Source organism: Pseudomonas monsensis (genome assembly GCF_014268495.2).
In the GTDB taxonomy this organism is placed as follows: Bacteria; Pseudomonadota; Gammaproteobacteria; order Pseudomonadales; family Pseudomonadaceae; genus Aquipseudomonas; species Aquipseudomonas monsensis.
Window position 1 is genome coordinate 1,057,501 of sequence record NZ_CP077087.1, and the last position, 19,889, is coordinate 1,077,389.

Below are 19,889 nucleotides of genomic sequence, written 5' to 3' on the forward strand. Positions count from 1 at the left end.
TGGTTGTCCAAGTTTAAGGTGGTAGGCTGGAATCTTAGGTAAATCCGGGATTCTAAGGCCGAGAGCTGATGACGAGTTACCTTTCAGGTGACGAAGTGGTTGATGCCATGCTTCCAAGAAAAGCTTCTAAGCTTCAGATAACCAGGAACCGTACCCCAAACCGACACAGGTGGTTGGGTAGAGAATACCAAGGCGCTTGAGAGAACTCGGGTGAAGGAACTAGGCAAAATGGCACCGTAACTTCGGGAGAAGGTGCGCCGGTGAGGGTGAAGGACTTGCTCCGTAAGCTCATGCCGGTCGAAGATACCAGGCCGCTGCGACTGTTTATTAAAAACACAGCACTCTGCAAACACGAAAGTGGACGTATAGGGTGTGACGCCTGCCCGGTGCCGGAAGGTTAATTGATGGGGTTAGCTAACGCGAAGCTCTTGATCGAAGCCCCGGTAAACGGCGGCCGTAACTATAACGGTCCTAAGGTAGCGAAATTCCTTGTCGGGTAAGTTCCGACCTGCACGAATGGCGTAACGATGGCGGCGCTGTCTCCACCCGAGACTCAGTGAAATTGAAATCGCTGTGAAGATGCAGTGTATCCGCGGCTAGACGGAAAGACCCCGTGAACCTTTACTATAGCTTTGCACTGGACTTTGAATTTGCTTGTGTAGGATAGGTGGGAGGCTTTGAAGCGTGGACGCCAGTTCGCGTGGAGCCATCCTTGAAATACCACCCTGGCAACTTTGAGGTTCTAACTCAGGTCCGTTATCCGGATCGAGGACAGTGTATGGTGGGTAGTTTGACTGGGGCGGTCTCCTCCTAAAGAGTAACGGAGGAGTACGAAGGTGCGCTCAGACCGGTCGGAAATCGGTCGTAGAGTATAAAGGCAAAAGCGCGCTTGACTGCGAGACAGACACGTCGAGCAGGTACGAAAGTAGGTCTTAGTGATCCGGTGGTTCTGTATGGAAGGGCCATCGCTCAACGGATAAAAGGTACTCCGGGGATAACAGGCTGATACCGCCCAAGAGTTCATATCGACGGCGGTGTTTGGCACCTCGATGTCGGCTCATCACATCCTGGGGCTGAAGCCGGTCCCAAGGGTATGGCTGTTCGCCATTTAAAGTGGTACGCGAGCTGGGTTTAGAACGTCGTGAGACAGTTCGGTCCCTATCTGCCGTGGACGTTTGAGATTTGAGAGGGGCTGCTCCTAGTACGAGAGGACCGGAGTGGACGAACCTCTGGTGTTCCGGTTGTCACGCCAGTGGCATTGCCGGGTAGCTATGTTCGGGAAAGATAACCGCTGAAAGCATCTAAGCGGGAAACTTGCCTCAAGATGAGATCTCACTGGAACCTTGAGTTCCCTGAAGGGCCGTCGAAGACTACGACGTTGATAGGTTGGGTGTGTAAGCGCTGTGAGGCGTTGAGCTAACCAATACTAATTGCCCGTGAGGCTTGACCATATAACACCCAAGCAATTTGCGTCGAAGAGACCAGATTGCGGTGTGTGAAGACGAAACGAACCGAAAGTTCGCGCAACTCACAAGACACCTGTATCACATACCCGATTTGCTGAAGCGAGGCCAGATGGTCGCGAGTCAGTACCCGAATTTCTTGACGACCATAGAGCGTTGGAACCACCTGATCCCATCCCGAACTCAGAAGTGAAACGATGCATCGCCGATGGTAGTGTGGGGTTTCCCCATGTGAGAGTAGGTCATCGTCAAGATTAAATTCCGAAACCCCAATTGCGAAAGCAGTTGGGGTTTTGTTTTGCCCGCAGGAAAGTTCGTACAGCATTCACCGACTCCGTCCGGCTGTCACAACCTGCCGACAATGCTAAGGTTCTGCCCTGGCTTTCGTACTTTTCCAAGGAAACCCTATGCCGGACGCCCAGTCCCTCAACGCTGCATTCATGGTGGTTCAGAGCAACAGCCTGGACGAACTACGCAGCCTTGTGGTCAGCATCATGCGGCGCTATCCGCTGGCACCCTTGGAGAATGAAATTGCTCTGGTGCAGAGCAACGGCATCGCTCAGTGGCTGAAGCTGGCCTTGGCCGAAGATCCCGAAGAGGATGATCTCGGCGGCTGCGGGATTGCTGCTGCCATTGATGTGCAATTGCCGGGCAGCTTCATGTGGCAGCTCTACCGCATGGTGTTGGGACGAGAAGAAATTCCTGCCAAATCCCTGCTCGACAAGGCCCCGCTGACATGGCGGCTCATGCGTCTGTTGCCGCAGGTCATCAATCGACCGCATTTCGAACCGCTACAACGTTTCCTCACCCACGACACCGACCTGCGCAAGCGCTATCAGCTGTCCGAACGTCTCGCGGATCTCTTTGACCAGTATCAGGTGTATCGTGCCGACTGGCTTGAGGATTGGGCTGAAGGGCGGCACCAGTTGCGTAACGTCAGAGGCGAGGTGAAGCCGCTGCCGCCGTCCAGTTGCTGGCAGGCCGAACTGTGGCGTGCGTTATTGGATGATGTCGGTGAACAGGGCATGTCTCAAAGCCGGGCCGGCGTACATCAACGATTCATCGAGTGTATAAACAGGCTCGAGAAAGCGCCTGCCGGCTTACCCCCGCGAGTGATCGTTTTCGGGATTTCTTCGCTGCCGGCCCAGGTGCTTGAAGCACTGGCCGGACTCGCGCGTTTCAGTCAGGTCCTGCTGTGTGTGCATAATCCCTGCCGCCACCACTGGGCCGATATCGTCGCGGACAAAGACTTGCTGCGTCATCAATACAAGCGACAATCCCGCAAGAGCGGTATGCCCGTCGTACTGGATCCCGAAACCCTGCATCAGCATGCTCACCCGCTTCTGGCGGCGTGGGGCAAGCAAGGTCGTGACTACATCAATCTGCTCGATAGCTATGACGATCCCAACAGCTATCGCGCGGCCTTTCGCGATGGGCGTATCGACCTGTTCAGCGAAACCCGGCCACATAACCTGCTCAACCAGCTTCAGGACGATATCCTGGAATTACGGCCGCTCAATGAAACCCGCGAGCTTTGGCCCGCCGTCGATCTGACGCAAGACAAGTCGATCCGTTTTCACATTGCTCACAGTGCTCAACGTGAGGTGGAGATTCTTCACGATCAGCTATTGGCGCGTTTTAGTGCCAATCCGGATCTGCGCCCTCGAGACGTGATTGTGATGGTGCCGGATATCGACAGCTACGCGCCGCACATTCGCGCGGTGTTTGGTCAACTGGATCGGCACGATCCGCGGTTCATACCATTCACCTTGGCGGATCAGGGGCAACGTGGACGCGATCCTTTGCTGATCGCCGTCGAACATCTGCTCAAACTGCCAGACAGCCGTTTCCCCGTCAGCGAAATCCTGGACCTGCTTGACGTTCCTGCACTGCGCGCCCGCTTCGGTGTGGAGGAGCGTGACCTGCCAACATTGCATCGCTGGATCGAAGGTGCCGGAGTGCGTTGGGGCATGAACGCCGAGCAGCGCGCGGGCTTGGGGTTACCGCAGGAACTGGAACAGAACAGCTGGCATTTCGGTCTGCGCCGAATGTTGCTGGGATACGCCGTCGGCAGTGCCAAAGCCTGCGCCGGTATCGAGCCCTACGACGAGATCGGTGGCCTGGATGCGGCATTGATCGGGCCCTTGGTAGCCTTGCTCGATGCGCTGGAGCTCGCTCACCAGGCGCTTATGCAACCCGCTCAACCCAAGGCTTGGGGGCAGCGCCTGCAAGCGTTGATGCAGGTGTTTTTCAAAGCCAGCAACGAACACGACGATTACTTGTTGACCCAACTGGAAGAGCTTCGTGAAACCTGGCTGGAGACGTGTGAAGCCGTAGGCCTGACAGATGACCTGCCGCTGACCGTCGTTCGTGAAGCCTGGCTGGCGGGGCTTGATCAGGGGCGCCTGTCTCAACGCTTCCTGGCCGGTGCAGTGAATTTTTGTACGTTGATGCCCATGCGGGCCATTCCTTTCAAACTGGTCTGCCTGTTGGGGATGAACGATGGGGACTACCCCCGCGCACAACCACCACTGGATTTCGATCTCATGGGCAGTGACTACCGGCCGGGTGATCGCTCCCGACGTGAGGATGATCGCTATCTTCTGCTGGAAGCGCTTTTGTCTGCGCGCAATCAGCTCTACATCAGCTGGGTTGGTCGCAGCATTCGCGACAACAGTGAACGTCCCGCTTCAGTCCTGATCGGCCAGTTGCGCGACCATCTCGCAAGCGGTTGGCGATTGCCCGACGAGAACCAGGATCTACTTGGCGCCATGACTGAAGAGCATCCCTTGCAGCCATTCAGCGCGCGCTACTTTCATGAAGGCGACCCGTTGTTCAGCTATGCCAGCGAATGGCAGGTGTTGCACCAGCAGCATGAGCTGCAAAAGGATGCCGAGTTGCTCGCCCCCTACACCCAAGAGGAGCCGTTGAGTCTGGCACTGTTGCAGGATTTCCTGCGCAATCCGGTTCGGCACTTTTTCACTCAGCGACTCAAAGTGTATTTCGAAGCAGCTGAAGCACCGCTGGCGGACGAAGAACCCTTCGTACTGGACGCCCTGCAGCGCTACACACTCAGCGACAGTCTGCTCGAAGCTGCGATTAGCCAGCCGGACAATATCGATCAAGCGCTCGAAGCCCAGGCCCGGCGCCTGCAAAACAGCGGACTGTTGCCAATGGCGGGTTTTGGCGAGTGTCTGCAACGCGAATTGATCGAGCCACTTCCGGACTTGCTGCAGCGCTATCAACAACTGCTGACGCTCTGGCCAACGCCGCTCACCAGCGCAATACCGGTCAATCTGAAGTTACAGGGGGTGCGTCTGGAAGGCTGGCTTGCGGGATTGCATCAACGTGCCGATGGTGGTGTCTTGTCGGTTACCACCATTCCCAACAGCATTGGCTCGATCAAAAGCCGCAAATGGCATCGGTTGACCAAACCGTGGGTCAATCACGTCGTGGCCTGTGCCAGCGCAATTCCATTGACCACTGCATTGGTGGCGAGTGACGACACGCTGCTGCTGGAGCCGCTGGATCAGGACAGAGCCACTCGCTTGCTCGCCGATCTGCTCCTGGCCTGGCAGGCGGGCATGCGACAACCTCTGCCGATCGCCGTAAAGACTGCGTTCGCCTGGTTATCCCAGTCCGATCCGCTGAAAGCCGAGGCGGCTGCCCGTAAAGCTTACGAAGGCGATGGGCTGGACAACAAGGGCGAACGCGGCGAAAGCCCTGCGCTGTCTCGCCAATTCACTGACTTCGTTGCATTGCTGACCGACGAGACTTTCTCTGGTTGGTGTGATGTCTTGTATCGACCTCTGTTTGAAGCGCCTTGGCGCTCATTGGCCAGTGAAGGGGCGCGCCCATGAGTTCAAAGACTCCTCTTGCGCTGGCCTTCCCGCTGCGCGGTAGCCAACTGATCGAAGCCAGCGCCGGCACTGGTAAAACCTTCACCATTTCTGCGCTCTATCTGCGGCTTATTCTGGGGCACGGCGGTGAGGCGAACGGGTTCAGTCGCGAGCTGTTGCCGCCGCAGATTCTTGTGGTGACTTTCACCGACGCGGCAACCAAAGAGTTGCGCGAGCGGATTCGCACGCGTCTGGCCGAGGCCGCGCGCTTCTTCCGCGACGAGACACCTGCGCCCGATGGACTGATCGCCGAATTGCGCGATCAGTTTGATCCACAGCAATGGCCAGGATGCGCCAACCGCCTCGATATCGCGGCGCAATGGATGGACGAAGCAGCGGTGTCCACCATCCACAGCTGGTGTCAGCGCATGCTGCGGGAACATGCGTTCGACAGTGGCAGCCTGTTTACGCAATCGCTGGAAACCGATCACAGCGAATTGCTGGGTGAGGTGTTGCGCGATTACTGGCGGTTGTTCTGCTACCCGATGCAGGGCGACGCGCTGAACTGGGTTCGCAGTCATTGGGGCGGGCCGGCGGCGTTGTTGCCTCGTGTACGAGGCTTGTTCGCCAGTGCACGCGACAGCGACGAAGGCAAGGCTCCGGCGGAGCTGATCGACGAGTGCTTGCAGGAACGCCGGGTTGCGTTGCTTGAATTGAAAATGCCCTGGCGTGAGTGGGCGGACGAGCTGTTGGCCATCTGTCATGAAGGCGTCGCGAGCAAGACCGTCGACGGCCGCAAGATGCAGGCACGTTATTTTGAACCGTGGTTCGAGAAGCTCAAGGCCTGGGCCGAAGATGAGTCCGTGGAACAGCTGGACATCGGCACCGGCTTCACGCGGCTGACCCCCGACGGCATGGCCGAAGCCTGGAAAGGCCAGGCGCCGAGCCATCCGGGACTGGACGCGATGTCGGATCTCAAATCGAGTCTCGATGCCTTGCCGACCCCCGACGCCGCAGTGCTGCAGCATGCAGCCCGATGGGTCGGCGCGCGCTTCGAAGAAGAGAAGCGGCGCCGCGCCGAAATGGGCTTTGACGACATGTTGCTGCGCCTTGATGCGGCGCTCCAGGCCGAGGGCGGCGAGCGTCTGGCGACGCTGATCCGCGAACAGTTTCCGGTCGCACTGATTGATGAGTTCCAGGACACCGATCCGGTGCAGTACCGAATCTTCGAGAGCATCTATCGCATTGAAGAGAACAGCCCTGACACCGGTCTGTTTCTGATCGGCGATCCCAAGCAGGCGATTTACGCTTTTCGCGGTGCAGACATCTACACCTATCTGCGCGCCCGGCAGGCCACTACGGGGCGTCTGCATACGCTGGGTACCAACTTCCGTTCCAGTCATGGCATGGTGCAGGCGGTCAACCATGTCTTCGAGCGTGCGGAAAGCCGGGTGCTGGGGCGTGGTGCGTTTCTGTTCCGGGAGAAAAGTGGTGAAAATCCGGTTCCGTTTCAACCGGTCGAATCTCAGGGACGTAAAGAGCATCTACAGATCGCCGGAGCGAGTGTCGCGGCGTTGAATATCTGGCACCTGTCCACCGACCAGCCACTGTCGGGCGCGGTGTATCGTCAGCAATTGGCGACTGCCTGCGCCAGTGAAATCACCGCGCTGCTCAATGGCGGGCAAACCGCTCAGGCCGGGTTCGTGCAGGAGGGCAAAGACTTCAGGGGCTTACGGCCTTCTGACATTGCGATCCTCGTTCGTGACGGCAAAGAGGCACAGGCCGTGCGTGCCGAGCTCGCCGCTCGTGGTGTGCGTAGCGTTTATCTGTCCGACAAGGACTCGGTATTCGCTGCGCAAGAGGCGCACGACCTGTTGTCCTGGCTCAAGGCCTGCGCCGAACCTGATGTCGAGCGTTCGCTGAAAGCCGCGCTGGCCTGCATCACGTTAAATCTGCCGTTGGCCGAACTGGAGCGTCTGAATCAGGACGAACTGGTTTGGGAAAACCGCGTCATGCAGTTCCGTGGCTATCGCGAGCTCTGGCGCAAGCAAGGCGTGCTGCCAATGTTGCGGCGCCTGCTGCACGACTTCCATTTGCCGCAGATCCTGATGACGCGCAGTGATGGCGAGCGCGTGCTGACCAACCTTTTGCACTTGTCGGAGTTGATGCAGCAGGCCGCAGCCGAACTGGATGGCGAGCAAGCGCTGATCCGTCATCTGGCCGAGCTGTTGGCATTGTCCGGTCAGGCCGGTGAAGAGCAGATTCTGCGTCTGGAAAGTGACGAGCAACTGGTCAAGGTCGTGACCATTCACAAGTCGAAAGGTCTTGAATACCCGTTGGTCTTTCTGCCGTTTATCTGCTCGGCGAAGCCGGTGGATGGCAGTCGGTTGCCGCTGCATTACCACGACGCCTCGGGCAAGGCCCAGGTCAGTCTCAAACCCACTGCCGAACTGATTACCCAAGCGGATGAGGAACGTCTGGCTGAAGACTTGCGCCTGCTCTATGTCGCTCTGACCCGGGCACAACATGCCTGCTGGCTGGGCGTGACGGATCTCAAACGCGGCAATAACAACAGTTCCGTGCTGCATCTTTCGGCGCTGGGTTATTTGCTGGGTGGCGGCGCTTTACTGGGAGAGTCGACGCAACTGAACCGCTGGCTGCATGACCTGCAACAGGACTGCCCGGCAATCAGCATCGGTGAAATGCCCGACGCCACCGCCGAACATTATCTGCCGCCGCGTAATGAGGCCATCCTCAGTGCCACGCTGTTGCCCAGACGCAAGGCCAGTGAAAACTGGTGGATTGCGTCCTACAGCGCCTTGCGTATCAGTGATGTGCTGAGTGTCGGTAGCGACGAAGCGCCGGACAGTCCGCAAGCGCAAAAGCTGTTCGATGACGAACGCCTCGACCCTGACGCCCCGCGAGAAATCATTGCCGGTGGTGCCGACATTCACCGCTTCCCGCGTGGCCCCAATCCCGGGACGTTTCTCCACGGTTTGCTCGAATGGGCGGGGGATGAGGGATTTACGGTTGCCCGCGAGGCGCTGGAAGACGCGATTGCGCGGCGCTGCAATCTGCGTGGCTGGGAGGGCTGGATCACCACCCTGAGCGACTGGTTGCAGCATCTGCTCAAATCCCCGCTACCGATTGGCGGTGAACAGCCACCGGTCATTCTCGAGCAGTTGCAACAATACCGGGTCGAGATGGAATTCTGGTTCGCCAGCCACAAGGTCGATGTGCTCAAGCTCGACGAGCTGGTGCGCCAGTACACCCACAAGGGCGTGGCCCGGGTAGGCGCCGAAGCGGTGCAGCTCAATGGCATGTTCAAAGGCTTCATCGACCTGACCTTCGAACACGAAGGCCGTTATTACGTGGCCGATTACAAATCCAACTGGCTGGGCGTGGATGATCTCGCCTACACCGAGCAAGCCATGGAGCAGTCGATTCTCGACAATCGCTACGACCTGCAATACGTCTTGTACCTGCTGGCCTTGCATCGCCAGCTCAAGGCGCGGCTACCCGACTATGATTACGACCGGCATGTGGGAGGCGCGGTGTACCTGTTCCTGCGCGGTACCCGTGCTGCCAGTCGCGGCGTGTATTTTGCGCGGCCACCCCGGGAGCTGATCGAGCGTCTTGACCGAATGTTCCAGGGCAAGCCCGAACCCAAGGCCGAACCCGCATGGGAACAGGGAGTCCTGCTATGAGCCGCACCTTTGCCGATCTTTTGCCGACGCCACTGGCAGCCGACAGTCTGTCCGCACTCTCGCCGCTGACCAGCGCCGATGATTTGTTGTTGCTGATCACCCGTTGGGTCGAGCGCGGCTGGCTGCGCTCACTGGATAAGGCCTTCGTGGCCTTTCTGCATGAACTGGAGCCAGATACCGATCCACTGGTGCTGCTCGCGGCGGCACTTACCAGTCATCAGCTTGGCCATGGTCACGTTTGTCTGGATCTGTTCGAAACCCTCAAAGCGCCGGATTTTGCGCTGTCGCTACCGCCCGAAGGCGATGTGCAAGGTGGCGTGCTGTTGCTGCCCTCGCAATTGCTTGAAGCGCTCGACGGCGCGCATTGGTGCAAGGTTCTGGCGGGCAGCCCCTTGGTAGCACTGGCTGCCGACAGCGGTGAATCAGCGCAGCAACGGCCGTTGGTGCTGTCTTCGAAACGCTTGTACTTGCGGCGCTATTGGGCGTACGAGCGCCGTATTGATCTGGCGTTGCGTCAGCGTCTTGCCCAGGCTGAGGCGACACCGGTTGATCTGCCGCAACGACTCGATGAGCTGTTCGGATCCGCCGGAACCGGCGACATGATCGACTGGCAGAAACTCGCCTGTGCCCTGGCAACGCGCGGCGCTTTCAGCATCGTCACGGGCGGACCGGGCACCGGCAAGACCACTACGGTGGTGCGCTTGCTCGCGTTGCTTCAGGCGCCGGCAGTGGAGGCCGGGCACCCGCTGCGGATCCGACTGGCCGCACCGACGGGCAAGGCAGCAGCACGCTTGACCGAGTCGATCAGTCAGCAGGTGCAATCGCTGAAAGTCGCCGAAGCGGTGCGAGAGAAAATCCCCTGCGATGTGACCACGGTGCACCGCTTGCTCGGCAGCCGTCCCGGCACCCGACACTTTCGTCATCATGCCGGCAACCGCTTGCCGCTGGATGTGCTGGTGGTCGATGAAGCGTCGATGATCGACCTGGAAATGATGGCCAATCTGCTCGATGCCTTGCCCGCCCATGCGCGCCTGGTGTTGCTGGGTGACAAGGATCAACTGGCCTCGGTGGAGGCCGGTGCAGTGCTCGGCGATCTGTGTCGCGACGCCGAGGGCGGGTGGTACAGCCCGCAGACCCGGCAGTGGCTGGAGGCGGTCAGCGGTGAGTCCTTGCAGGGCAGCGGTTTGCATGAAGATGTCGATGGCTCGCATCCGCTGGCACAGCAAGTGGTGATGTTGCGCCACTCACGGCGTTTCGGCGAGGGCAGCGGCATTGGCCAGCTCGCCCGCCGGGTCAATCAGCAACTGCCGGTCGAGGCCCGTGAGTTGCTGCAAACGAAGCACTATGACGATGTGTTTTCGTTGCGCCTGGCCGGCGAAAACGATCACAAGCTGGAGCGCCTGCTGCTCGAAGGTCACGGCGATGGCCCACAAGGTTATCGACATTACCTGAGCGTGCTGCGCCATCAGCGTCCGCCGTCGGGCAGGCCACTGGAGCATCCGGACTGGACCGTCTGGGCCCGTGAAGTCTTGCAGGCGTTCGATGCCTTCCAGTTGTTGTGCGCGGTGCGTAAAGGTCCCTGGGGTATCGAAGGGTTGAACCAGCGCATCACGGCGGCGTTGCTCAAGGCGCGCCTGATCGAGAGTGACCAGCAATGGTACGAAGGTCGTCCCGTCCTGATGACCCGCAACGATTACGGACTGGGCTTGATGAATGGTGACATCGGCATCGCCCTGAAGCTGCCCGAACGTGAGGGGCCGGATGCCGGTAAACCGGTGCTGCGCGTGGCGTTCCCGCGCAACGATGGCCAGGGCGGCGTGCGTTTCGTGCTGCCAAGCCGGCTCAACGATGTTGAAACCGTGTATGCCATGACTGTGCACAAGTCCCAGGGCTCGGAGTTTGCCCATACCGCGTTGATCCTGCCGGATGCCCTGAATCCGGTACTGACCAAGGAACTGATCTACACCGGGATTACGCGTGCCAAGCACTGGTTCACCTTGATCGAACCGCGTGCCGGGGTCTTTGAAGAGGCGGTGCAACGCAAGGTCAAGCGCCTGAGCGGATTGATGCTGGAGCTGGAGGAGGGCAGTAAGGCTCGGCGATGAAGTAGCGGTGATCAGCTGGAATTACTGACCAAGCGGTCAGAGGTCGATGCCTCGCTGGTGTTTCCCTGCTGTGCTATCGTTGCGGCATCATTTCGGTACGGTCCAAGAGAATCCCTGCATGAAGGTGTCTGTCTGGGCGGCAGAGCGCGCAACGGGCTGCAAGCACACGTTGCTTGTCGGTCTGCTCTGGTTGTTGACGGGCGTTGCCGTTGCGCAAACGCAAGCGCCGACGGGCATGGCTGAACAACGGGCAAAATCCGTCACTCAGGTCGTTCTTGGCATCCTCAGCTACGCACGCTGGCCGGTGGAACCTGCGCAGTTGCGCCTGTGCATCGTCGGCCCCACCGAATACACCGATGATCTGGTCAAAGGCACCACCCAGGCCACGGGCCGTCCCGTTGTCGTCCGGCGACTTCTCGCAGACAACCCAGCCATCGTCAGCGAATGCGACGCGGTGTACATCGGCAAACTCACCACGGATGAACGCAGCCGACTGTTCACTTCGCTGATCGGCCATCCGGTGCTGAGCATCAGCGAAGGCGGCGACCAATGCACGGTCGGCAGCCTGTTCTGCCTGCGGGTGGGCGATGAGCAAGTGTCGTTCGAGGTCAACCTCGACTCCGTTGCCCGCAGCGGCGTGCGCATTCATCCCAGCGTGCTGCAGTTGTCGCGCCGCAAACCGGCGGCCCCATGAAGTTGTTCAAACCTGGCAGCCGCCCAACCCTGGGTTCGGTGATTGGCCGAGGGCATTTGATTGTCGCGCTGGTAGGTGTGGCGATGGCCAGTGTGTCGCTGACCTTTCTCGGCGTGCTGGCGTTGCGGGTCTACGCCGACCACAACCTGCACCTGATCGCCCGCTCGATCAGTTACACCGTCGAGGCGGCCGTCGTCTTCAACGACAAGTCTGCCGCAACCGAAGCGCTGGCCTTGATCGCCTCCACCGAAGAGGTGGCAGATGCTCAGGTGCTGGACGCGACAGGCCAGTTGCTCGCCCATTGGCAGCGTCCGGAAAACGGTCTGTTCTCCGGTTTGGAAATGCAAATTGCCCGCGCCGTACTGGAGCGGCCGATCAACCTGCCGATCCTGCATCAGGATCGGGAGATCGGTCATATTCTGCTCACCGGTCACGGCGGTAGCCTGATGCGGTTTCTGTTGAGCGGTCTGGCCGGGATTTTTCTGTGTACCGCGATCAGTGCCTGGGTGGCGCTGTACCTGGCGCGTCGACAGTTGCGTGCGATCACCGGCCCGTTGCGCCGCCTCGCCGATGTAGCCCACGCCGCTCGCAGCGAACGGGCACTGGATCGCCGCGTACCGCCGGCGCAGATCGCCGAACTGGACAACCTCGGCAATGACTTCAACGCTTTGCTCGGCGAACTCGAATCCTGGCAAAGCCACCTGCAAAGCGAAAACGAAACCCTTGCCCACCAGGCCAGCCACGACAGCCTCACTGGCCTGCCGAACCGTGCCTTTTTCGAGGGCCGTCTGATTCGGGCCTTGCGCAATGCCGGCAAGCTCAACGAGCGGGTGGCGGTGCTGTTTCTCGACAGTGATCGCTTCAAAGGCATCAATGACAACTTCGGTCATGCTGCCGGCGACGCGGTGTTGGTGGCGATCGCTAACCGGGTCCGCGCGCAACTGCGTGAAGAGGATCTGGTCGCGCGTCTGGGCGGTGACGAGTTCGCCGTGTTGCTCACTCCGCTGCACAGGATCGAAGACGCCGAGCGCATTGGCGACAAGATCCTCGCCAGCATGGACATGCCGATTGCGCTGCCGGGCGAAACCAGTGTCGTGACTTCGCTCAGTATCGGCATCGCGGTTTATCCCGACCATGGCGCCACACCCGGTGCGCTGCTAAATGCCGCTGACGCGGCGATGTATCAGGCCAAGCGCCTGTCACGTGGCGCCCAATTCACGGCCGGGTCGGAGCACCCGGCCGATCCCATTCAAACCAGGAGCTAATCCCGTGTTCAAACTTCCCGTTCGATTGTTTTCCGCCGTGTTGCTGATGGCCCTACTGGCCCTGACCGGCTGCCAGACCGCCCCGCAAAAAGGCCTGACCCCGGCACAAGTCGCGGTACTCAAACAACAGGGCTTTGAGCTGACCGATGAGGGCTGGGAGTTTGGCCTGTCCGGCAAGGTGCTGTTTGGCAGCGACGTCGAAAGCCTGAACAGCCAGAGCACGGAAATCGTCGAGCGCATCGGCAAGGCCTTGCTGGGCGTCGGCATCGAGCGGGTGCGGGTCGATGGCCACACCGATGCGTCGGGCAAGGAAGCCTACAACCAGCAACTGTCGCTGCGTCGTGCGAAAAGTGTCGCCAACGTCTTGCTCACAGTCGGCATGAAGCAAGAAAACATCCAGCTGCAGGGCCTGGGCAGCAAGGAGCCAGTGGCGTCCAACGATACGGCGGCCGGTCGCACGGAAAACCGCCGGGTCTCGATTGTGGTCAGCGCCGACTAGTCGGCGAACCGCATCTCCCGAGTTTGCCCCATCAGCAGACCCTTATTGCGCTGGGGCACCTCGCGGAAGTCATCCCACAACAGGGTAATCCGCTTCAACTTCCTGAGATCCGTCCGCTGGTGCATCCAGAACTTCAAGGAGCTCAGGTTCATTCAATGATTACGGGGGGGAACCGCCGTCGGTATTCTTGAAGTTCGACCTTTTGTTAAACCACGGTCGACAATCCTTTTTTATGTGCCGGCTGTCGCTACAGCACAGCATCTCTATCATTCAACGCGATTTCGATCACCTGCTCTGGGGATAGTCTCTGCGAATAATTTATATCGTTGAAGTATTCGTTCGGCCAGAAAATCAAATCGGATACGCGCTCATTGGGAATGTTGATTGCCAGCATGCTCAACCAAAAATCAATCTCATGTTCGGCGCCATCGCACTCCATCACCCTTCGGGCCAGTTCTATAAGCTCACGCTTCGTTACATCTGCCACGCGCCGTTCAAACGGTGTTGCTAAGACCTTGCGAACCCATGTGTCATGGTCCTGGCCTCCATAAATGCCTTGAAAGTCGATGAACTCATGCTCGGTCATGGCTTGCCGATTGAAAGCGGCCAATTGCTCCCGAGTTTGTTCTCGATGTCCGCAATCAATTTGTTCAGACAGTTCTGTCAGCCGAGCGACCAAAGACTCATCCAGCGACGGGGGCATTAAATCAGGGCGAAGTCCCATATGTTCTCTCACAGTCCATTGATTATTCTTTGAATCCCGGCAAGCCTAGAGCGGCACGCCATTCTTCGAGCATTCGGGTCATGCCTACATGCCCCGTATCGCCTCATTCTCATCAAGCACAAACTCTAGCCCGATACCCACCTCTTTCAGCACCGCAGCAGCGCGATCAATAAAGAGCTCGCCTTGCTCTGGCAGCTCATACAATCCGTTGATGCGGATGATGGGGTGCTTCCCGAGTGCATTAGGTATTTCGGTGTAGATCTCGCCGCTCTCGATGAATGCAACGTAGGTGTTGAGCTTGTCTTGAAGCAATTGCAGGTGCTCGCCTTGCTCAGCTTTTTCACCCCATTCAAGGTGGTCAGAGACATACAACACTACGTTGTCAGGCTCCAAAGTAGGGATTGCCCAGATATCGATTACCTGCGAATTCGTGATGGACATGTCTGCTCCTTCAGGGCTTGGGTCGAACGATTTCGACTCTGGTTGGTGGAATTACTGTTCCACTGGGAAAGCCCGGTTTCCCTTTGCCGACGACAACAGCGCCGCTTTCTTCAATCTCTGGATACGCTAGTTTTTGGTTGCGGGTCAGCGGCGCTGTTTCTGACGATTTGCATTCGATACAGGAGATATTGCCGTCAGCATCACGTCCTAGCATATCGAACCTGGTGCGCACTCCGCTTTTGGTCTTGGCTGTCACTTCTCTGCCCACCTCCGGTGTGTTTGCCCGTAGCTCGCGTTCCTTTTGATCTTCGAAGGCCTTGCCTTTCTCCTTGTTCTTCTCCAACTGTGTACTGAACACAATGTAGATCGGCTCGATCCCAGAGTCAGGGAACCAGATAATCGCATCCTGGAACTCAGGAGGATGTGCAGGGTTTGCCAACACCGTGTCAGACCGTGCTGTCGGCGGATACACCCAGGCAGATGGCAACTGTGGGGCACCTTCAAGTGCAGGAATACCCAGTACACCGTCACCACTTTCTGTTGGCGTCCACGTCAGGCCAATTCCGTTGCCAATGTCAGCAACGTATTTCTCCCCGACCTTCTCGCCCCTGATGACTGGAACGTTTTCCCATTCCGGTTTACCACCCGTGTAGAAGCCATAAACGTCAACGGAGCCGTCCGGCAACGTCTTCACGTTGAAACGGACACGAGAGCGGCCAGTTTCAAGTGTTGCGTACTGATCGTTCGTGTAGAAGGCGCTGTCTGGGGAAATGCGGGTGTTTGGTATCAGCATCCCAACCATGCCCGTTACGAAACCCGCAGCAACCACACTTGTTCCTGTCAGTAGACCCAGTGACAGTGACCCGCCAAGACGTTGAGCAATTGCACTGCCGTTGGCAGACCCCGCCACCAGTTGCAGTGGAGTGCCTTGTGCTGTGATTGCTGCGCCGGTGCCAAGCACAGCCCACAGTCCGTATTCGGCCAGTTTTTCAACAGGTACAAACCCGGATGGGTTGTTGTGATTGATCACGCCGTCGGGAAGGTTGCAACTCTTGGCAAAGACGCATCCGCGTGGTGCCACTTCATCCCGCTTTTTAATCGCATTCCTGCGTGCGTCCGCTTCCCGCTCGTTCCTTTCGTTCGCCGTCACTGTTCTGCCCCAAGCGGCCTGCACTGCCTCTGTCGCCTCTGCATGTCGCCTGTTGCTGTCTATCCCGTTACATCCTCGATAATTCGGGAACAGGTTTTCAACCGCCATAACATCCCTTGTGCAAATTGGCGATCCTTCGCCATTGAAGTGCGACAGGACGCTACTCCAAGGGTGTTTGGCGTGTATGTAGGGCGCTTCCCAAAGTTCTGAAAAATCTTCAGAGGCTGCTTGAGTGGTTTGATTTCATTGCGGGGGGGGGCGGAAGTGCAGGGGGGACCGGTTGCGTATCAAACAGAGATACAAACGACTGAAGGCTGTAGAGCACGTTACGAATCCGCAGCCTTATTCCTTGAAAGTTTTTAGTCAGCGAACCGCATCTCCCGAGTTTGCCCCATCAGCAGACCCTTATTGCGCTGGGGCACCTCGCGGAAGTCATCCCACAACAGGGTGATCCGCTTCAACTTCCTGAGATCCGCCCGGCGGTGCATCCAGAACTTCAAGGAGCTCAGGTTCATTCAATGATTACGGGGGGGAACCGCCGTCGGTATTCTTGAAGTTCGACCTTTTGTTAAACCACGGTCGACAATCCTTTTGTATGTGCCGGCTGTCGCTACAGCACAGCATCTCTATCATTCAACGCGATTTCGATCACTTGCTCTGGGGATAGTCGCTGTGGGTAATCTGCTTCATCGAAGTATTCGTCTGGCCAGAAGATCAGATCGGATATGCGTTCATTGGGTATGTTGATTGCCAACATGCTCAACCAGAACTCGACTTCATGGTCAGCGCCAACACCCTCCATGACCCTTCGAGCCAACTCAACCAACTCTTGCTTGGTCACGTCTGCCACGCGCCGTTCAAACGGTGTTGCTAAGACCTTGCGAACCCATGTGTCGTGAGATTGCCCGCCATAGATTCCCTGAAAGTCGATGAACTCAAGTGCGGTCATTGCTTCCCGGTTGAATGCTGCCACCTGACTCTGGGTTTGTTCTTCGTGCCCGCAATCAATTTCTTCTGCAAGCATCGTCAATCGAGCAACCAAGGGTTCATCCAGCACCGGTGGCATTAAGTCAGGGCGAAGCTTCATAGTTTTCTCCTTGAGCAATCCGCTAGCCTTTGGACACGGGTAGTCACATTTTGCGAATTTTCTCGCTTTCTTTCAGCACGAACTCAAAGCCGATACCTGCACCTTTCAGAAGGTCAGTGACTCGGTCTACAAAGGTTTCGCCTTGTGCTGGCAGCTCATACAAACCGTTAACTCGGATGATTGGTAGCTTGTCTTTCGCTGGCGGGTAGCTTTCCAGCAGCTCTCCGCTCTCAATGAAAGCAACGTAGCTGTTGATCTTTTCTTGAAGCAGTAGCAGGTGTTCGCCTTGTTGCGCTTTATCACCCCACTCAAGGTGGTCAGTGATTACCAAAATAACGTTTTCAGGCTCCCACTCGGGCACCGCAATAATATCGACGACTTTTGTTTCGGTGATGGACATGTCTGCTCCCTCAGAGGGTTGGGTCGGGTCGAATGATGTCAATTCTTGTAGGTGGAATTCTGGTGCCTCCGGGGAAGCCGGGTTTTCCTTTACCTACAACCGTACCCCCCGTTTTCTCAATTTCAGAAAAGGCCGATTTCTGATTCTTGGTCAATGGCGCTGTATCGGATGATTTGCATTCGACACATGAGATTTCACCGTCAGCGTCTCGCCCAATAATATCAACTCGGGTTTTAACTCCGTTGTCGGCTTTAATTGTAATCTCGCGGGCTGCCTCGGGTCTGGTTTTGCTGTACTCCTCGAAGGATTCGTCTTCGTACTCTTTGCCTCTCTGCTTGTTCTTTTGCAGTTGCGTGCTAAGCACAATGTAGAGTGGCTCAATGCCCGAGTCAGGGAACCAGATAATCGCATCCTGGAACTCAGGAGGATGTGCAGGGTTTGCCAACACCGTGTCAGACCGTGCTGTCGGCGGATACACCCAGGCAGATGGCAACTGTGGGGCACCTTCAAGTGCAGGAATACCCAGTACACCGTCACCACTTTCTGTTGGCGTCCACGTCAGGCCAATTCCGTTGCCAATGTCAGCAACGTATTTCTCCCCGACCTTCTCGCCCCTGATGACTGGAACGTTTTCCCATTCCGGTTTACCACCCGTGTAGAAGCCATAAACGTCAACGGAGCCGTCCGGCAACGTCTTCACGTTGAAACGGACACGAGAGCGGCCAGTTTCAAGTGTTGCGTACTGATCGTTCGTGTAGAAGGCGCTGTCTGGGGAAATGCGGGTGTTTGGTATCAGCATCCCAACCATGCCCGTTACGAAACCCGCAGCAACCACACTTGTTCCTGTCAGTAGACCCAGTGACAGTGACCCGCCAAGACGTTGAGCAATTGCACTGCCGTTGGCAGACCCCGCCACCAGTTGCAGTGGAGTGCCTTGTGCTGTGATTGCTGCGCCGGTGCCAAGCACAGCCCACAGTCCGTATTCGGCCAGTTTTTCAACAGGTACAAACCCGGATGGGTTGTTGTGATTGATCACGCCGTCGGGAAGGTTGCAACTCTTGGCAAAGACGCATCCGCGTGGTGCCACTTCATCCCGCTTTTTAATCGCATTCCTGCGTGCGTCCGCTTCCCGCTCGTTCCTTTCGTTCGCCGTCACTGTTCTGCCCCAAGCGGCCTGCACTGCCTCTGTCGCCTCTGCATGTCGCCTGTTGCTGTCTATCCCGTTACATCCTCGATAATTCGGGAACAGGTTTTCAACCGCCATAACATCCCTTGTGCAAATTGGCGATCCTTCGCCATTGAAGTGCGACAGGACGCTACTCCAAGGGTGTTTGGCGTGTATGTAGGGCGCTTCCCAAAGTTCTGAAAAATCTTCAGAGGCTGCTTGAGTGGTTTGATTTCATTGCGGGGGGGGGCGGAAGTGCAGGGGGGACCGGTTGCGTATCAAACAGAGATACAAACGACTGAAGGCTGTAGAGCACGTTACGAATCCGCAGCCTTATTCCTTGAAAGTTTTTAGTCAGCGAACTGCATCTCACGCGTCTGCCCCATCAGCAGACCCTGATTGCGCTCGGTCACCTCGCGAATGTAATCCCACAACAAGGTAATCCGCTTGAGCTTCCTCAAGTCCTCGCGGCAGTACATCCAGAACTGCCGGGTGATGTCGATCTCTTCGGGCAGCACCGGCAACAGGCGTGGATCCTGCGCGGCGAGGAAGCACGGCAGAATCGCCAGTGAACGGCCTTGCTGCGCCGCGACGAATTGCGCGATCACGCTGGTGCTGCGCAGATGGGCGCTGGCGCCGGGCAGCACATTTGCCAGGTACAGCAGCTCCGAGCTGAACGCCAGGTCATCCACATAACTGATGAATTGATGCTTGCCCAAGTCTGCCGGGCGGCGGATCGGTGGGTGTTTGTCGAGGTAGTCCTGGGTCGCATAGAGCTGCAAGCGGTAGTCGCAGAGTTTGCAGCACACGTACGGCCCGTGCTCCGGGCGCTCCAGGGCGATGACGATGTCGGCTTCGCGTTTGGACAGGCTGATGAAGTGTGGCAGCGGCAGGATGTCCACCGAGATCGCCGGGTAGGCGTCGACGAAGTGGCTCAGCTGCGGGGTGATGAAAAAGCTGCCGAAACCTTCGGTGCAGCCCATGCGTACGTGCCCCGACAGCGCCACGCCGGAACCGGACACCTGCTCGCAAGCCATGTGCAGCGTGCTTTCAATCGACTCGGCATACCCCAGCAGCCGCTGGCCTTCGGCGGTCAGCACAAAACCGCTGGTGCGCGATTTTTCGAACAGCAGCGTACCCAATGCGGCTTCCAGCGAACTGATGCGCCGCGACACCGTGGTGTAGTCGACCGCCAGGCGCTTGGCCGCAGTGCTGGCCTTGCGGGTGCGGGCGACTTCGAGGAAAAACTTGAGGTCGTCCCAATTCAGGGAACCGAGTGAGGTGATGTTTTTTTGCATGATGGACGGGCTTATATGTGCGTTCTTATTAGAAGTTTGCACATCTATACTC

13 protein-coding genes, 2 rRNA genes and 2 pseudogenes (1 of these 17 running past the window's edge) are annotated in these 19,889 nt (G+C 57.8%); 8 read left to right on the forward strand and 9 right to left on the reverse strand.

Going from position 1 to position 19,889, the window contains the following annotated elements; all coding sequences use genetic code 11:
• From HV782_RS04450 to yfiB, 8 genes are all read left to right on the forward strand, one after another.
• Positions 1–1,451: ribosomal RNA gene (locus HV782_RS04450) — 23S ribosomal RNA — on the forward strand (it extends 1,443 nt beyond the left edge of the window).
• Positions 1,452–1,601: 150 nt separating this feature from the next.
• Positions 1,602–1,717: ribosomal RNA gene (gene rrf, locus HV782_RS04455) — 5S ribosomal RNA — on the forward strand.
• A gap of 153 nt (positions 1,718–1,870) precedes the next feature.
• On the forward strand, positions 1,871–5,323 hold the full coding sequence (gene recC, locus HV782_RS04460; protein ID WP_186748726.1) for an exodeoxyribonuclease V subunit gamma: 3,453 nt from the start codon (positions 1,871–1,873) through the stop codon (positions 5,321–5,323).
• On the forward strand, positions 5,320–9,009 hold the full coding sequence (gene recB, locus HV782_RS04465; RefSeq protein ID WP_186748725.1) for an exodeoxyribonuclease V subunit beta: 3,690 nt from the start codon (positions 5,320–5,322) through the stop codon (positions 9,007–9,009). The genes recC and recB overlap by 4 nt, the downstream gene beginning before the upstream one ends.
• Positions 9,006–11,114 (forward strand): exodeoxyribonuclease V subunit alpha, encoded by a 2,109-nt coding sequence (recD, locus tag HV782_RS04470; RefSeq protein WP_186748724.1) that lies wholly within the window; start codon positions 9,006–9,008, stop codon positions 11,112–11,114. The genes recB and recD overlap by 4 nt, the downstream gene beginning before the upstream one ends.
• Before the next feature lie 118 nt (positions 11,115–11,232).
• Positions 11,233–11,808, forward strand: coding sequence for a regulatory sequestration protein YfiR (gene yfiR / locus HV782_RS04475; RefSeq protein ID WP_123464394.1), 576 nt, complete (start codon positions 11,233–11,235; stop codon positions 11,806–11,808).
• Entirely contained in the window at positions 11,805–13,073 is a 1,269-nt protein-coding gene (gene dgcN / locus HV782_RS04480; RefSeq protein ID WP_186748723.1) for a diguanylate cyclase DgcN/YfiN, read from the forward strand. Before yfiR ends, dgcN begins: the two co-directional genes overlap by 4 nt.
• 4 nt (positions 13,074–13,077) lie before the next feature.
• Positions 13,078–13,572 carry an outer membrane lipoprotein YfiB gene (gene yfiB, locus HV782_RS04485; protein WP_123464398.1) on the forward strand — a complete coding sequence of 165 codons (495 nt, stop codon included), beginning with the start codon at positions 13,078–13,080 and terminating at the stop codon, positions 13,570–13,572.
• Here the strand turns inward: yfiB and HV782_RS28915 are convergent.
• From HV782_RS28915 to HV782_RS04520, 9 genes and pseudogenes are all read right to left on the reverse strand, one after another.
• A pseudogene (locus HV782_RS28915) lies at positions 13,569–13,706 on the reverse strand (LysR family transcriptional regulator); the annotation flags it as partial. The gene yfiB and the pseudogene HV782_RS28915 sit on opposite strands and share 4 nt — an antisense overlap.
• 113 nt (positions 13,707–13,819) lie before the next feature.
• A complete protein-coding gene (locus tag HV782_RS04490) occupies positions 13,820–14,296 on the reverse strand; it encodes a bacteriocin immunity protein (RefSeq protein WP_186748722.1) in 477 nt (158 codons plus the stop codon).
• An 84-nt stretch (positions 14,297–14,380) separates the two neighbouring features.
• The gene (locus tag HV782_RS04495; protein WP_128613563.1) at positions 14,381–14,737 is read right to left on the reverse strand and encodes a DUF6572 domain-containing protein; all 357 of its coding nucleotides are present in this window, start codon (positions 14,735–14,737) and stop codon (positions 14,381–14,383) included.
• A 10-nt stretch (positions 14,738–14,747) separates the two neighbouring features.
• Positions 14,748–15,995, reverse strand: coding sequence for an S-type pyocin domain-containing protein (locus HV782_RS04500; protein ID WP_225931057.1), 1,248 nt, complete (start codon positions 15,993–15,995; stop codon positions 14,748–14,750).
• Positions 15,996–16,246: 251 nt separating this feature from the next.
• Positions 16,247–16,384: pseudogene (locus HV782_RS28920) on the reverse strand (LysR family transcriptional regulator); the annotation flags it as partial.
• 113 nt (positions 16,385–16,497) lie between these two features.
• Positions 16,498–16,974, reverse strand: coding sequence for a bacteriocin immunity protein (locus HV782_RS04505; protein WP_186748795.1), 477 nt, complete (start codon positions 16,972–16,974; stop codon positions 16,498–16,500).
• A 43-nt stretch (positions 16,975–17,017) separates the two neighbouring features.
• A complete protein-coding gene (locus tag HV782_RS04510) occupies positions 17,018–17,374 on the reverse strand; it encodes a DUF6572 domain-containing protein (protein WP_128614052.1) in 357 nt (118 codons plus the stop codon).
• Between the two features lie 10 nt (positions 17,375–17,384).
• The gene (locus tag HV782_RS04515; protein ID WP_225931058.1) at positions 17,385–18,638 is read right to left on the reverse strand and encodes an S-type pyocin domain-containing protein; all 1,254 of its coding nucleotides are present in this window, start codon (positions 18,636–18,638) and stop codon (positions 17,385–17,387) included.
• Positions 18,639–18,889: 251 nt separating this feature from the next.
• On the reverse strand, positions 18,890–19,837 hold the full coding sequence (locus HV782_RS04520) for a LysR family transcriptional regulator (RefSeq protein ID WP_123464405.1): 948 nt from the start codon (positions 19,835–19,837) through the stop codon (positions 18,890–18,892).
• Positions 19,838–19,889: the final 52 nt, after the last annotated feature.

Coding starts and splice junctions, on each gene's coding strand:
- recC (WP_186748726.1), top strand. CDS start 1,871: ATGCCGGACGCCCAGTCCCTCAACGCTGCATTCATGGTGGTTCAGAGC.
- recB (WP_186748725.1), top strand. CDS start 5,320: ATGAGTTCAAAGACTCCTCTTGCGCTGGCCTTCCCGCTGCGCGGTAGC.
- recD (WP_186748724.1), top strand. CDS start 9,006: ATGAGCCGCACCTTTGCCGATCTTTTGCCGACGCCACTGGCAGCCGAC.
- yfiR (WP_123464394.1), top strand. CDS start 11,233: ATGAAGGTGTCTGTCTGGGCGGCAGAGCGCGCAACGGGCTGCAAGCAC.
- dgcN (WP_186748723.1), top strand. CDS start 11,805: ATGAAGTTGTTCAAACCTGGCAGCCGCCCAACCCTGGGTTCGGTGATT.
- HV782_RS04490 (WP_186748722.1), bottom strand. CDS start 14,296: ATGGGACTTCGCCCTGATTTAATGCCCCCGTCGCTGGATGAGTCTTTG.
- HV782_RS04495 (WP_128613563.1), bottom strand. CDS start 14,737: ATGTCCATCACGAATTCGCAGGTAATCGATATCTGGGCAATCCCTACT.
- HV782_RS04500 (WP_225931057.1), bottom strand. CDS start 15,995: ATGGCGGTTGAAAACCTGTTCCCGAATTATCGAGGATGTAACGGGATA.
- HV782_RS04505 (WP_186748795.1), bottom strand. CDS start 16,974: ATGAAGCTTCGCCCTGACTTAATGCCACCGGTGCTGGATGAACCCTTG.
- HV782_RS04510 (WP_128614052.1), bottom strand. CDS start 17,374: ATGTCCATCACCGAAACAAAAGTCGTCGATATTATTGCGGTGCCCGAG.
- HV782_RS04515 (WP_225931058.1), bottom strand. CDS start 18,638: ATGGCGGTTGAAAACCTGTTCCCGAATTATCGAGGATGTAACGGGATA.
- HV782_RS04520 (WP_123464405.1), bottom strand. CDS start 19,837: ATGCAAAAAAACATCACCTCACTCGGTTCCCTGAATTGGGACGACCTC.